The 14,032-nt window shown below is 68.9% G+C and carries 13 protein-coding genes; 11 read left to right on the forward strand and 2 right to left on the reverse strand.

Annotated elements, in window-relative coordinates; translation table 11 throughout:
• Nucleotides 1-34: 34 nt before the first annotated feature.
• Nucleotides 35-3,256: a bifunctional proline dehydrogenase/L-glutamate gamma-semialdehyde dehydrogenase PutA gene (putA, locus tag J2Y70_RS21050; RefSeq protein ID WP_309922136.1), complete on the reverse strand. Its 3,222-nt coding sequence runs from the start codon at nt 3,254-3,256 to the stop codon at nt 35-37.
• A 236-nt stretch (nt 3,257-3,492) separates the two neighbouring features.
• Here putA and J2Y70_RS21055 point away from each other — a divergent pair, with 236 nt between their 5' ends.
• Genes J2Y70_RS21055 through J2Y70_RS21080 form a run of 6 tightly spaced genes read left to right on the forward strand, consistent with a single transcriptional unit; the run spans nt 3,493 to nt 8,237 of the window.
• Nucleotides 3,493-3,969 carry a DUF2244 domain-containing protein gene (locus tag J2Y70_RS21055; protein ID WP_263398549.1) on the forward strand — a complete coding sequence of 159 codons (477 nt, stop codon included), beginning with the start codon at nt 3,493-3,495 and terminating at the stop codon, nt 3,967-3,969.
• Nucleotides 3,970-3,989: 20 nt separating this feature from the next.
• A complete protein-coding gene (gene coxB / locus J2Y70_RS21060) occupies nt 3,990-4,979 on the forward strand; it encodes a cytochrome c oxidase subunit II (protein WP_309922139.1) in 990 nt (329 codons plus the stop codon).
• A gap of 30 nt (nt 4,980-5,009) precedes the next feature.
• The gene (ctaD, locus tag J2Y70_RS21065; protein ID WP_263396031.1) at nt 5,010-6,620 is read left to right on the forward strand and encodes a cytochrome c oxidase subunit I; all 1,611 of its coding nucleotides are present in this window, start codon (nt 5,010-5,012) and stop codon (nt 6,618-6,620) included.
• On the forward strand, nt 6,620-6,754 hold the full coding sequence (locus tag J2Y70_RS21070; RefSeq protein ID WP_263396030.1) for a hypothetical protein: 135 nt from the start codon (nt 6,620-6,622) through the stop codon (nt 6,752-6,754). The genes ctaD and J2Y70_RS21070 overlap by 1 nt, the downstream gene beginning before the upstream one ends.
• On the forward strand, nt 6,751-7,341 hold the full coding sequence (locus J2Y70_RS21075) for a cytochrome c oxidase assembly protein (RefSeq protein ID WP_309922144.1): 591 nt from the start codon (nt 6,751-6,753) through the stop codon (nt 7,339-7,341). The genes J2Y70_RS21070 and J2Y70_RS21075 overlap by 4 nt, the downstream gene beginning before the upstream one ends.
• Before the next feature lie 20 nt (nt 7,342-7,361).
• Nucleotides 7,362-8,237 (forward strand): cytochrome c oxidase subunit 3, encoded by an 876-nt coding sequence (locus J2Y70_RS21080; RefSeq protein WP_263396028.1) that lies wholly within the window; start codon nt 7,362-7,364, stop codon nt 8,235-8,237.
• A 284-nt stretch (nt 8,238-8,521) separates the two neighbouring features.
• Here J2Y70_RS21080 and J2Y70_RS21085 read toward each other — a convergent pair whose 3' ends face one another.
• On the reverse strand, nt 8,522-8,740 hold the full coding sequence (locus tag J2Y70_RS21085; RefSeq protein ID WP_003480622.1) for a twin transmembrane helix small protein: 219 nt from the start codon (nt 8,738-8,740) through the stop codon (nt 8,522-8,524).
• Nucleotides 8,741-8,770: 30 nt separating this feature from the next.
• On the opposite strand from J2Y70_RS21085, the gene J2Y70_RS21090 reads away from it, so the two are divergent.
• From J2Y70_RS21090 to J2Y70_RS21110, 5 genes are all read left to right on the forward strand, one after another.
• Nucleotides 8,771-9,529, forward strand: coding sequence for an SURF1 family protein (locus J2Y70_RS21090; RefSeq protein ID WP_309922152.1), 759 nt, complete (start codon nt 8,771-8,773; stop codon nt 9,527-9,529).
• Between the two features lie 27 nt (nt 9,530-9,556).
• Complete coding sequence (locus J2Y70_RS21095; protein WP_263396026.1) at nt 9,557-10,132, forward strand: hypothetical protein; 576 nt, start codon at nt 9,557-9,559, stop codon at nt 10,130-10,132.
• Nucleotides 10,133-10,142: 10 nt separating this feature from the next.
• Entirely contained in the window at nt 10,143-11,306 is a 1,164-nt protein-coding gene (locus tag J2Y70_RS21100; RefSeq protein ID WP_309922155.1) for a COX15/CtaA family protein, read from the forward strand.
• Nucleotides 11,303-12,196, forward strand: coding sequence for a heme o synthase (gene cyoE / locus J2Y70_RS21105; RefSeq protein WP_309922158.1), 894 nt, complete (start codon nt 11,303-11,305; stop codon nt 12,194-12,196). The genes J2Y70_RS21100 and cyoE overlap by 4 nt, the downstream gene beginning before the upstream one ends.
• 92 nt (nt 12,197-12,288) lie before the next feature.
• Nucleotides 12,289-14,019, forward strand: a complete 1,731-nt coding sequence (locus J2Y70_RS21110) for a methyl-accepting chemotaxis protein (protein ID WP_309922161.1) — start codon at nt 12,289-12,291, stop codon at nt 14,017-14,019.
• Nucleotides 14,020-14,032 lie beyond the last annotated feature (13 nt).

Genomic DNA, 14,032 nt, shown 5'->3' on the forward strand with positions numbered 1-14,032 from the left:
TCCTACAGAAGTGCCGGGCGAACGCTTGCGCCGATCAGTCGCCCAGCGTGAGCAACGACGCATTGCCGCCGGCCGCCGTGGTGTTGACCGTCACCACCTTTTCGGTGGCGAAGCGCAGCAGGTAGTGCGGGCCGCCGGCCTTGGGGCCGGTGCCGGACAGGCCCTGGCCGCCGAACGGCTGCACGCCGACCACCGCGCCGATCTGGTTGCGGTTGACGTAGACGTTGCCGACCTGCACGCGTGCGGCGATGCGCTCGATGGTCTCGTCGATGCGCGAATGCACGCCCAGGGTCAGGCCGTAGCCGGTGGCGTTGATCTGGTCGATCACCGCATCGAGCTGGTCGGCCTTCCAGCGGATCACGTGCAGCACCGGGCCGAAGATCTCGCGCTGCAGCTGCGCCAGCGACTGCAGTTCGTAGGCGCGCGGGGCGAAGAAGCTGCCGTGCGCGGTGCCGTCGTCGGTGGCGGCGACGGCGATCAGCCGCGCTTCGCGGTCCATGCGCGCGGCATGCTCGGTGAGGATCTGCAGCGCGTCGGCATCGATCACCGGGCCGACGTCGGTGGACAGCAGGCCCGGGTCGCCGATCTTCAGTTCGGCCATCGCGCCGGCCAGCATGGTCATCACCTTGTCGGCGATGTCGTCCTGCACGAACAGCACGCGCGCGGCCGAGCAGCGCTGTCCGGCGGAGATGAAGGCGCTGGAGATCGCATCCTTGACCACCGCTTCGGGCAGCGACGAGGAGTCGGCGATGAACGCGTTCTGGCCGCCGGTCTCGGCGATCAGCACGCCGATCGCGGCGTCGCGCGCGGCCATGGCGCGGTTGATCGCGCGCGCGGTCTCGGTGGAGCCGGTGAAGGCGACGCCGGCCACACGCGGGTCGCGGGTCAACGCGGCGCCGACGGTGGCGCCGTCGCCGGGCAGGAACTGCACCGCCGCTTCCGGCACGCCGGCGTCGTGCAGCAGCTTCACCGCGGCATGGCCGATCAGGTTGGTCTGCTCGGCCGGCTTGGCGATGACGCTGTTGCCGGCGGCCAGCGCCGCGGCGACCTGGCCGAGGAAGATCGCCAGCGGGAAGTTCCACGGGCTGATGCACACGAACACGCCGCGGCCGTGCAGCTGCAGTTCGTTGGATTCGCCGGTCGGCCCGGGCAGGCGCTCGGGCGCGCCGAACTGGGCGCGCGCCTGGCCGGCGTAGTAGCGCAGGAAATCCACGGCCTCGCGCACTTCGGCGACGCCGTCGGGCAGGGTCTTGCCGGCTTCCTTGGCGCACAGCGCGATGAACTCGGGCAGGCGCGCTTCCAGCAGGTCGGCGGCGTGCTCAAGGATGGTGGCGCGGCTGGCGGCCGGGGTGCGGTTCCAGCCCGGCTGCGCGGCCACCGCATTGGCCAGCGCCTTCTCCACCGTGGCGGCGTCGGCCGGCTGCCAGCGGCCCACGGTCTGGCGGCGGTCGGCGGGATTGACCACCGGCAGCGGCTCGCTGGCGAGCACCGCGCCCGGCACCAGCGGCGCGGCCTGCCAGGGCTTGATCGCGGCGTTGAGCTGGTCGGCCAGCGCGCGCAGGTCGTTGTCGTTGGCGAGGTTGGCGCCCATGGAATTCTTCCTGTTGTGGTTCTGGCTGCGCAGCAGGTCGGCCGGCAGCGGAATCTTCGGATGCGGGATGGAGGCGAACGCGGACACGGCCTCGACCGGGTCGCGGATCAGGTCCTCGATGGCCACGTCCTCGTCGGTGATGCGGTTGACGAAGCTGGAGTTGGCGCCGTTCTCGAGCAGGCGCCGCACCAAGTACGGCAGCAGGTCCTCGTGCGAGCCGACCGGCGCGTACACGCGGCACGGCACGCCCAGACGATCGGCGGGGATCACCTCGGCGTAGAGGTCGTCGCCCATGCCGTGCAGCTTCTGGTGTTCGTAGTCCTTTCCGCCGGCGATGGCGCGCACCGCGGCGATGGTCTGCGCATTGTGGGTGGCGAACATCGGGTACAGCGCGTCGCTGTGCGCGAACATGCGCTTGGCGCAGGCCAGGTAGGACACGTCGGTGTTCTGCTTGCGGGTGAACACCGGATAGCCCGGATGGCCCTCGACCTGCGCGCGCTTGATCTCCGCGTCCCAATATGCGCCCTTGACCAGGCGCACCGGGATGCGGCGGCCGACGCGGCGCGCCAGGTCGGCGAGGAAGTCGATCGTGTACGGGGTGCGCTTCTGGTACGCCTGCACCGCCAGGCCGTAACCTTCCCAGCCGTCCAGCGACGGATCGGAGAAGGTGGCCTCGATGATGTCCAGCGACAGCTCCAGGCGGTCGGCTTCCTCGGCATCCACCGTGTAGCCGATGCCGTAGGACCGGGCCAGCTGCGCCAACTCCAGCACGCCCGGCACCAGCTCGGCCATCACCCGCGCGCGCTTGGCGTGCTCGTAGCGCGGGTACAGCGCGGACAGCTTGATCGAGATGCTGGGCGCGGCGAACACGTCGCTGCCCTTGTACGAGCCGTTCGGGCCGCTGCGGCCGATCGCGTGGATCGCCTGGCGGTAGGCGTCGAGATAGCGGTGCGCGTCCTTCATGGTCAGCGCGCCTTCGCCGAGCATGTCGAACGAGTAGCGGTACAGCGCGTTGTCGCCCTTCTTGGAGCGCGACAGCGCCTCGCCGATGGTCCGGCCCATCACGAACTGGTGGCCCATGATCTTCATCGCCTGGCGCACCGCCAGACGGATCACCGGCTCGCCGACGCGGCCGATCAGGCGCTTGAACGCGCCGGCCACGTCGGCGCGGGTCAGGTCGTTGATCTGCACCAGCTTGCCGGTGAGCATCAGGCCCCAGGTGGAGGCGTTGACCAGCACCGAGTCGCTCTCGCCCATGTGCTTCTTCCAGTCCGCATCGCCAAGCTTGTCGCGGATCAGCTTGTCGGCGGTTTCCTGGTCGGGGATGCGCAGCAGCGCCTCGGCCACGCACATCAGCAGCACGCCTTCCTCGCTGCCCAGGTCGTACTGGCGCATGAAGGCCTCGATCGCGCCCTGGTCCTGGGCGCGGGCGCGCACGCGGGTGACCAGGTCGGCGGCCAGCGCCTGCACCTTGGCCTGGTCGGCGGCGGGCAGGCGCGCCTGCTCGAGCAGTTCGCGCACGTGTTCGGCCTCGTCCTTCAGCCAGGCGGCGGTGATCGCGGCGCGCAGTGCGTGGGAGGCGGGCGGCAGTTCGGGGGCAAGCAGCGGCGAGGGAGACGCGGACGGCATCGCCGGGGAGGACCCGGCGCCAGACAGAGCGTTCATGCGGGGAGGACCAGGGAAGATGCGCCCATTTTATGTCAGCGCCCGCTCGCGCAGCGCGTCGGCGACTGTGCCCGATCCCGCATGTCGAGGCGGGTCTGAACGGCCGCGGCGAGAATCTGGTTGCAATGCAGCATTTTTTATGATGAACGCGCGCTTGCCGCCGCGCAGGCCCGGGGCTACCATCGATGCGTTACCCGCGGCTCGGACAGCGCGGCACCCCGGAAGCGCGGTTCGACATGATCGAAATGTTTCCGTTTACGTCGGAGGGGCCGGGTACGCAGCTGCGGCTGCGACCGCCACGGGCGCTCAGCGCCCGGCAATTCGTCGTGCTGTTCGCGGCACTGGCCGGGGCGATGTGGGTGGTGGCGGTGTTGGGGTGGTTCGCCGGCAACGTGTTTGCGCCTGCGTTCGCCCTGTTGCACAGCACCGTGGTGGCGCTCGCGCTGCGCTGGTCATGGCGCAGCGGCGAACGCGAAGAGGACATCCGGGTGGGTCCGGGCTGCGTGGAAGTGACCCGCACGAATGCAGGAACGCCGGCGTTCCGCGCCCACCCGCATTGGGTGCGGTTGCGGATCGAAGGCGACGACAGGGTGGTGCTGGCGTCCAGCGGCAAGCAGGTCCGGGTCGGCGAGTTTCTCGGCCCGGGCGAGCGCCGCGAGCTGGCGCAGACCCTGGAAGGCTTGCTGGCGGCCGCGACCGGCCGCAACCGATGACGCTCCAAGGGGTCTAGGCAATGAAGCAAAGCGGCAGATGGAAGCAACAGGCGGTCAGGGGTGGGTTGGCATTGGCGGCGGCGCTGGCCGCACCGATGGCGTGGGCGCAGTCGGCCGACCCCAAGCCGTGGCAATTGAACATGGGCCGCGGCGTCACCCAGAGCGCCCGCAATGCCTACGACGCGCACATGGTCGCGTTGTGGGTGTGCGTGGTCATCGGCGTGCTGGTGTTCGGCGCGATGGCCTATGCGATGTTCAAGTTCCGCAAGTCCAAGGGCGCGGTCGCCGCGCAGTTCAGCCATAACACCAAGGCCGAGATCGTGTGGACGGTGATCCCGGTGCTGATCCTGATCGTGATGGCGTGGCCGGCCACGGCCAAGCTGATCGCGATGTACGACACCCGCGATGCCGAGATGACGGTCAAGGTCACCGGCTACCAGTGGATGTGGCGCTACGAATACCTGGGCGAGAACGTGGCGTTCACCAGCCGCCTGGAGCGCGGCTCGGACCGCATGCGCCAGAGCGGCAAGGTGCCGACGCTGGAAAGCGATCCGCACTACCTGCTGGACGTGGACAACCGGCTGGTGCTGCCGGTGAACACCAAGGTGCGCTTCGTGATCACCGCCGACGACGTGATCCATGCCTGGTGGGTGCCGGCGCTGGGCTGGAAGCAGGACGCCATCCCCGGGATCATCAACGAGGCCTGGACCAGCATCGAGACGCCCGGCGTGTACCGCGGCCAGTGCGCCGAGCTGTGCGGCAAGGACCACGGCTTCATGCCGATCGTGGTCGAGGCCGTGTCCAAGCAGGATTTCCAGAAGTGGCTGGCCTCGCGCAAGCCGGCTCCCGCCGCCGCGCCGGCCGCGCCCGCGCCTGCCGCTGCGCCGGCGCCGGCCACGCCGGCGGCCCCGGATGCGCCCGCGCCCGACGCCACCGCGCCGGCCGCGCCGCCGCAGGCCGTGCTGCCTCGCCTTCGTTCCGGTTCGCACCTGACCGTGCAAGCCGCCTGATCTCCTGCATTCTTTTTTGAGGTAGCCGCCATGGCCCATTCCGCAGTCGATCACCACGACGAGCACGGGCATCAGCAGAGCTTCGTGGAACGGTGGTTCTTCTCCACCAACCACAAGGACATCGGCACGCTGTACCTGCTTTTCAGCTTCACGATGTTCATCATCGGCGCGGCGATGAGCGTGATCATCCGTGCCGAGCTGGCGCAACCGGGGCTGCAGTTCGTCAAGCCCGAGTTCTTCAACCAGATGACCACCGTGCATGCGCTGGTGATGATCTTCGGCGGCGTCATGCCGGCCTTCGTCGGCCTGGCCAACTGGATGATCCCGCTGCAGATCGGCGCGCCGGACATGGCGCTGCCGCGCATGAACAACTGGTCGTTCTGGCTGCTGCCGGTGGCTTTCACCCTGCTGCTGCTGACCCTGTTCATTCCTGGCGGCGCACCCGCCGGCGGCTGGACGCTGTATCCGCCGCTGTCGCTGCAGGGCGGCTACAACGTGGCCTTCAGCGTGTTCGCGATCCACGTCGCCGGCATCAGCTCGATCATGGGCGCGATCAACATCATCGCCACCGTGCTGAACATGCGCGCGCCGGGCATCGACCTGCTGAAGATGCCGATCTTCTGCTGGGCCTGGCTGATCACCGCGTTCCTGCTGATCGCGGTGATGCCGGTGCTGGCCGGCGCGGTGACCATGCTGCTGACCGACAAGTTCTTCGGCACCTCGTTCTTCAACGCGGCCGGCGGCGGCGACCCGGTGATGTACCAGCACATCTTCTGGTTCTTCGGCCACCCCGAGGTCTACATCATGATCCTGCCGGCGTTCGGCGTGATCAGCGAGATCATCCCGACCTTCAGCCGCAAGCCGCTGTTCGGCTACCAGGCGATGGTCTACGCGATCGCGGCGATCGCGTTCCTGAGCTTCATCGTCTGGGCCCACCACATGTTCACCGTGGGCATGCCGCTGGGCGGCGAGATCTACTTCATGTTCGCCACGATGCTGATCTCCATCCCCACCGGGGTGAAGGTGTTCAACTGGGTCAGCACCATGTGGCAGGGCTCGCTGACGTTTGAATCGCCGATGCTGTGGGCGGTGTCGTTCGTGATCCTGTTCAGCATCGGCGGCTTCTCCGGGCTGATGCTGGCGATCGTGCCGGCCGACTTCCAGTACCACGATACCTATTTCGTGGTCGCGCACTTCCACTACGTGCTGGTCACCGGCGCGGTGTTCGCGCTGATCGCCGCGGTGTACTACTGGTGGCCGAAGTGGACCGGGCGCATGTACAACGAGGGCTGGGCCAAGTTCCATTTCTGGTGGACCATGCTGTTCGTCAACCTGCTGTTCTTCCCGCAGCACTTCCTCGGCCTGGCCGGCATGCCGCGGCGCATCCCCGACTACAACGTGGTGTTCGCCGACTGGAACCTGATCAGCTCGATCGGCGCGTTCGGCATGTTCGTCACTCCGTTCCTGATGGCCGGCATCCTGCTGGCGTCGCTGCGCAGCGGCGCGCGCGCCGAGGCGCGTTCGTGGGAAGGCGCGCGCGGCCTGGAGTGGACCGTGCCGTCGCCGGCGCCGGCGCATACCTTCACCCTGCCGCCGGTGCTCAAGCCCGGCGACCTGGCCCACGACGACATCAGCCACTGATGACCGCGCAACAACCGCCGCTCGACGATCTGGTGCTGCGCCGCAAGCGCGCCGTGCGCACCGCGCTGGTGGTCGGCGCGATCGCGTTGCTGATCTACGCCGGCTTCATCCTGTCCGGGGTGCTCGGCCGATGAACGCGCCGGCGCCCCGCGTGCACAGCAGCGCCGGCCTGTTCAAGCTGGTCGGCGTGGCGCTGGCGGTGTTCGTGCTGACCTTCTCGCTGGTGCCGCTGTACCGCATCGCCTGCGAGAAGGTGTTCGGCGTGCGCCTGGAGCGCGGTCCGGGCGAAGGCCCGCAGGCGGGCAAGCCGTTGCTCGGCAAGCGCACGGTCAAGGTGGAATTCGACGGCGGGGTGAACTCCAAGCTGCCGTGGTCGTTCCACCCGGAGCAGCTGACCATGGATGTGGTGCCCGGCGAACTCAACGAGGCGCTGTATTACGCGCGCAACGACGGCGCAGGCGCGATCGTCGGCAGCGCGGTGCCGTCGGTGGCGCCGTCGCGCGCGTCCGGCTACTTCACCAAGACCGAGTGCTTCTGCTTCACCGCGCAGACCCTGCAGGCCGGCGAGAAGCGCGACATGCCGGTGCGCTTCATCGTCGACCCGAACCTGCCGAGCGACATCACTACCATCACCCTGTCGTATACCTTCTTCAAGAACGATGCGCTGAGTGCCGAACTGGGATCGCCGAAACTGGCCGGTTCCGTGCACTCAGCCCCTTGACCCGACCCGGAACGCCCGCCATGGCCCAGCCCAGCACCGACGCCACTGCCTATTACGTGCCCAGCCACAGCCGCTGGCCGTTCATCGGCTCGATCGCGATGTTCGTGACCATGATCGGCGTGGCCAGTTGGCTCAACGACGCGGCCTGGGGCAAGTGGAGCTTCTTCGCCGGCATCGCGATGCTGGTGGCGACCTTGTTCATGTGGTTCGGCGACGTGATCCGCGAGTCCATCGCCGGTCACTACAACCGTCAGGTCGACGTGTCCTTCCGCATGGGCATGGTCTGGTTCATCTTCTCCGAAGTGATGTTCTTCGGCGCGTTCTTCGGCGCGCTGTTCTACACCCGCACCTTCATCCTGCCGTGGCTGGGCGGCGAGGGCGACGGGGTGATGACCAACGCGCTGCTGTGGGACGGCTATTCGGCGGCGTGGCCGACCAACGGCCCGGGCGCGGTCGGCGGCCAGTTCCAGACCATCCCGGCCTGGGGCCTGCCGCTGATCAATACGCTGATCCTGCTCAGCTCCGGCGTGACCCTGACCATCGCCCACCACGCGCTGAAGGCCGGCCATCGCGCGCGCCTGCTTGTGTTCCAGGGGCTGACCGTGCTGCTGGGCTGCGTCTTCCTGTTCTTCCAGGCCGAGGAATACATCCACGCCTACAAGGAACTCAACCTGACCCTGGGTTCGGGCATCTATGGCTCGACCTTCTTCATGCTCACCGGCTTCCACGGCGTGCACGTGCTGCTGGGCACGGTCATGTTGCTGGTGATGTGGCTGCGCTCGGCACGCGGACATTTCAGCCGCGACAACCATTTCGCCTTCGAAGCGGCGGCGTGGTACTGGCACTTCGTCGACGTGGTGTGGCTGGCGTTGTTCTTGTTCGTTTATGTGTTGTGAGGGCGGGACCGGGGACCGGGGACCAGGGACCAGGGACCAGGGACCAGGGACCCGGGGATGGCCGCAAGTGCGCCGCATTTTTGCTTTTCTGTAGGAGGGGCTTTAGCCGCGACGCGTTGCCGAGGAGGCGTCGGCGCTAAAGCCCCTCTACAGAAAAACTGTCGGGCTTGATGGCAAAAGGCCGCTTTGTTCTTCAAATAATTGGCAATTTTTTCATCAGGGCGTTTGACGGCGATTTTTTCGCTCGGACACCATCCTGCGGTCCCCGGTCCCCGGTCCCCGCTCTACCGGCCCAACCCATGCGGCTTGATCACCCCGGTATAGATGCCCAGGATCACCAGCAGGATCAGGCAGACCGATAGGCCGATGCGCCAGGTCAATGCGTTCACCGTGCGCTTGCTCTGGCCGCGGTCCACCAACAGGTAGTACAGGCCGGCGCCGAGGTTCCACAGAATGACCAGCAGGAAGGCGACGATCAGCAGGGTTTTCAGCGAGTCGTTCATGGGCGTCTCGGTGCACGGTATCGCTGCATTATGACCCTGGCCGCGTCCTCGCGCGTCGCCGCGCGCGCGCGCATGCCGCTGTGGCTGGGCTGGGGGCTCGCGCTGGCGGTGGCGCTGGGATTCTGCGCGCTGGGCCGCTGGCAATTGCTGCGCATGCACGAGAAACAGGCGCTGCTCGCGCAGGCCGCGCACGTGCGCGACCGTCCGCAGGCGCTGGCCGATGCGCTGCGCACGCTGCGCCCGGCGCAGCTGGCCTGGGTGCACGGCAGCGGCCGTTTCCTGCCCGGGCAGATCCTGCTCGACAACCAATTGCGCGAGGGCCGCAGCGGGGTCAAGGTCTATCAGCCGTTCCTGGCCGACGGCGCGTCCGCGCCGCTGCTGGTCGAACTGGGCTGGCTGCCGTTGCCGGCCGATCGCGCGCTGCCCACACCGGTGCCGCTGCACGGGCAGTACGCGCTGGCCGGCCTGCTCGGCCCGGCGCCGTCGCACGGGCTGGCGCTGGGGCCGGCGCTGGTCGCCGCGCCGGCGCCGCAGCTGTGGCTGGCGATGCGCATCGAGCCGGCGGCGATCGGCGAGGCGCTCGGACGCCGCGACATTTTGTCGCAGGTGCTGCGCCTGGATCCGGCGTTGCCGCTGGGCTATCCGCGCGACCTGGAGATGCTGCCGAACACCCTGCCGCCCGAGCGCCACTTGGGTTACGCGGTGCAATGGTTCGGCCTGGCGCTGGCCGTGCTGATCACCGCGGCGCTGCTGAGTTGGCGCGCGCGCAAGGGACGGGGCGGGCGCTGAGCGCGCGCGCATGAGAAAATCCCCGGCATGAATGCCTCCCCCTCGGCTCCACGCCAGGCGACCGCGCGCGGCCGCTGGACGTTGATCGCGCTGTTCGTCCTGTTCTTCGGCTCGATGCTGGTCGCCGGCGCGCTGCGTTTTTCCGGCTGGCAACCGCCGGGCAACCGCAACCACGGCGAACTGCTGCAGCCGCCGGCCGACCTGCGCGCGCTGCAGCCGCGGCTGGACGACGGCAGCGTCTACGCCTGGCAGCCGCAGCAGCGCGTGTGGCGCATCGCACTGGCGCCGCCGCGCGACTGCGCGAGCGCCTGCGAGGCGCTGGCGCGCGATCTGAACAAGGTCTGGCAGCTGTTCGGCCACGACGCCGACCACGTGCAGATCCTGTGGATCGGCACGCCGCCGGCGGCGGTGCGCGCGCTGCCGCAGGTGCGCGTGCTGCGCGCCGACCCGGCACTGCTGGCCGGCCTGCCGCGCGTGCACGATGCCGCAGGCGTGCCGGTCTACGTGATCGATCCGAACGGCTTCGTGGTGCTGCGCTACGCGCCGGGCTTCGACCCGGCCGGACTGCGCGCGGATGTGTCGAAGCTGCTGAAACTCCTGTGAGTCACCCCCTATGAACCTGTTCGCGCCGCCGGCGCTGTTTCGGCACTTCCACCGCATGGCCTGGCTGGCGGCGTTGTTCACCGCCAGCACGATCATGTTCGGATCGTTCGTGCGCCTGTCCGACGCGGGCATGAGTTGCCCGGACTGGCCGACCTGCTATGGCCGGGTGACCTGGCCGCAGAGCAGCGACGAGGCCAACGCGCACGCCGCGAGCAAGATTCGTCCGCTGGAGACGCACAAGGCCTGGCGCGAGCAGGTGCACCGGTTCCTGGCCGGGGCGCTGGGCGTGGAAGTGCTGGTGCTGTCGTTGCTGGCCGCGCGCCGGCGCCGGCTCGGCATCGCGCAGATCGTCGGCGCCGCGGCGCTGGTGGCGCTGTCGATCCCGCTGTACATGTCCGGCTGGCCGACGTGGGCGATGGCGTTGGCCGGTGCCGGCGAGGCGATCCTGCTGCTGGCGGCGCTGCGCTGGTCCAACAGCGACCTGGCGCGCGCGGCGGCGCTGACCCTGGCGGTGGTGATCTTCCAGGCCCTGCTGGGCATGTGGACGGTGACCCTGCTGCTCAAGCCGATCGTGGTGATGGGGCATCTGCTCGGCGGCCTGCTGATGTTCTCGCTGCTGGTGTGGATGGCCTGGCGCGCCACCCACCTGCCGATCACCCTGGCCGACGCGTCGCGGCTGAAGTGGCTGCTGCGCCTGGGCGTGGCGCTGCTGGCGCTGCAGATCGCGCTCGGCGGCTGGGTCAGCGCCAACTACGCGGCGCTGGCCTGCGGCGGCGGCAGCTGGTCGGCCGACAACTTCCCGCGCTGCGTCAGCCAGTGGTGGCCGCCGCACGATTTCCGCGAAGGCTTCACCCTGTGGCGCGGCATCGGCGTGGACTACGAAGGCGGCGTGCTCGACGGCGCGGCGCGCATCGCGATCCAGATGGCGCACCGGATGATGGCGCTGGTCGTGGCGGCCTACCTGCTGTGGCTGGGCTGGCGGCTGAGCCGCTCGCCGGGCATGCGCGGCTGGGCGGCGGCGCTGGTGGTGCTGCTGCTGGCGCAGGTCAGCCTGGGCATCCTCAACGTCAAGCTGGCGCTGCCGCTGCCGGTGGCGGTGCTGCACAACGCCGGCGCGGTGGCGCTGCTGTTCGTGCTGGTGTCGCTGCTGGCGCGCTTGCGGGCGCCGCAATGAGCGCGACGGGCATCCACTGGCGCGACTACTGGGACCTGACCAAGCCCAAGGTGGTGGCGCTGATCGTGTTCACCGCGCTGGTCGGCATGTGCCTGGCGATTCCCGGCGTGCCGACCTGGGCGCAGGTGCGTACCGGCCTGATCGGCTTCTTCGGCATCTGGCTGGCGGCCTCGGCCGCGGCGGCGATCAACCAGTTGCTGGACGCGCGCATCGACGCGCAGATGGCGCGCACCTCGTGGCGGCCGCTGGTGGTGGGCAAGGTGCTGCCGTGGCAGGTGCTGCTGTTCGCTACGGCGCTGACCGCGCTGTCGATGACGATCCTGGTGATCTGGGTCAACACCATCACCGCGGTGCTGACCTTCGCCTCGCTGATCGGCTACGCGGTGATCTACACCGTGTTCCTCAAGCGCACCACGCCGCAGAACATCGTCATCGGCGGCCTGGCCGGCGCCGCGCCGCCGCTGCTGGGCTGGGCCGCGATCACCGGCATGCAGGGCCAGTGGGACTGGGCCTACGCGTCGTTGCTGGTGCTGATCATCTTTGTGTGGACGCCGCCGCACTTCTGGGCGCTGGCGATCTTCCGCCGCGCCGACTACGCCAAGGCATCGATCCCGATGCTGCCGGTCACCCACGGCGTGGTGCATACGCGCAGGCAGATCCTGGTGTACACGCTGCTGCTGGTGGTGGTGACCCTGCTGCCGGTGGCGGTGGGCATGAGCGGCGTGTTCTACCTCGGCGGCACGCTGGTGCTCGATGCGGTGTTCGTCTGGTTCGCCTGGCGCATGCTCGACCCGCCGGACGAGATGTTCTCGATGCGCATGTTCGGCTATTCGATCGTGTACCTGATGGCGTTGTTCGCTTTCCTGCTGGTCGATCACTGGATCGGCTGAGCGTCCCGTTCCCGTTCGCGGCACTCAAGGGACGGCGGCCCAGGCCGCTACCGATGGATTGACCGTAGACGGCGAGACCGTTGGGAGGGCGTATGTGGGGAAAGAGCAAGCGCGATGCGGCGATGGCGCTGCAGGGCATGACCGCACGTCTGCGTGAGGTCGAGACCGAGCGCGACCGTGCCCACGCCGAGGCCGAACACGCCCGGACCGAGCTCAGCTATCTGCGCGGCCGCTTCGACCTGGTCACCGGCGGCACCAGCGACGGCCTGTGGGACATGAGCGTGGTGGCCGGCGATCCGATCAATCCGGCCAACGAGTTCTGGTGGTCGACCCAGTTCCGTGCGCTGCTCGGCTTCGCCTCGGAGGCGGAGTTCCCCAACGTGCTCGACAGCTGGGCCTCGCGCCTGCATCCGCAGGACAAACAGGCCACGCTGGACGCGTTCGCCGCGCACCTGGCCGATCGCAGCGGCCGCACCGCGTACGATGTGGAGTACCGGCTGCAGCTGAAGAACGGTCAATACCGCTGGTTCCGCGCGTTGGGAACCACCCAGCGCGACGCCAACGGCGCACCGCTGCGGGTGGCCGGCTCGCTCACCGACATCGGCGAGCGCCGCGAGCGCGATGCCTTCCTCGACGTGATCCTGACCCGCTTCGAACTGGGCGCGGAGATGCTCAACGACGGCCTGTGGGACATGAGCGTGATCGCCGGCGACCCGATCAATCCGGCCAACGAGTTCTGGTGGTCGCCGCAGTTCCGCGCGCTGCTCGGCTTCGCCTCGGAGGCGGAGTTCCCCAACGTGCTCGACAGCTGGGCCTCGCGCCTGCACCCGGAAGACAAGCAGGCCGCGCTGAACGCGTTCGCCGCGCATCTCAACGACCGCAGCGGCCGCACCTCCTTCGACATCGAATACCGCTTGCAGCAGAAGAGCGGCCAGTACCGTTGGTTCCGCGCGCGCGGGCTGACCAAGCGCGCGGCCGATGGCACGCCGCTGCGTGCGGTCGGTGCGTTGCTGGACATCCATGCCGCGCGTCAGCTCGGCGACGCGGCACGCACGCTGCAGGTCGCGGCGGCCGAGATGGTCGAGGACAACAACGACCTGGCGCGGCGCACCGAGCAGCAGGCGGCGGCGCTGGAGGAAGCGGCCAGTTCGATGGAAGAGATCACCAGCACCGTGCAGAGCAACGTGGACCACGTGGGCCATGCCAATCGGCTGGTGGACGGCGCCAGCGACGTGGCCCAGCGCGGCGGCACGGTGGTGAACGACGTGGTCGCGACGATGGCCGGCATCGAAACCGCATCGCGCAAGATCTCCGACATCATCAGCGTCATCGACGGCATCGCGTTCCAGACCAACATTCTGGCGCTCAACGCCGCGGTGGAAGCGGCACGCGCCGGCGAACAGGGCCGCGGTTTCGCGGTGGTGGCCACCGAGGTGCGCAGCCTGGCCCAGCGCTGCACCGATGCGGCCAGGGAAGTGCGCGGCCTCATCGCCAGCTCCAGCGAGCAGGTCGAACGCGGGTCGGCGCTGGTGGCGCGGGCCGGGACCACCATGGGCGAACTGTTCACTGCGGTGCGCGAGGTGCAGGGGATCATGGGCGAGATCGCCAACGCCAGCCGCGAGCAGAGCGCCGGCATCGTCCAGGTCAACCAGATCGTGGTGCAGATGGATACCGCGACGCAGAAGAACGCGGCCCTGGTCGAGAAGATGGCCGACGCCGCGCGCGGCCTGGAGGGCCAGGCGCAGGGCCTGACCGCGCACACCACCAGCGGCCGCCGCCCGGGCAGCGGCCATGCCGCCGAACCAGTGCGCGCGGTGGCCTGAGCGGTACGCAGCG

The organism is Xanthomonas sp. 1678 (genome assembly GCF_031455575.1).
GTDB lineage: Bacteria > Pseudomonadota > Gammaproteobacteria > Xanthomonadales > Xanthomonadaceae > Xanthomonas_A.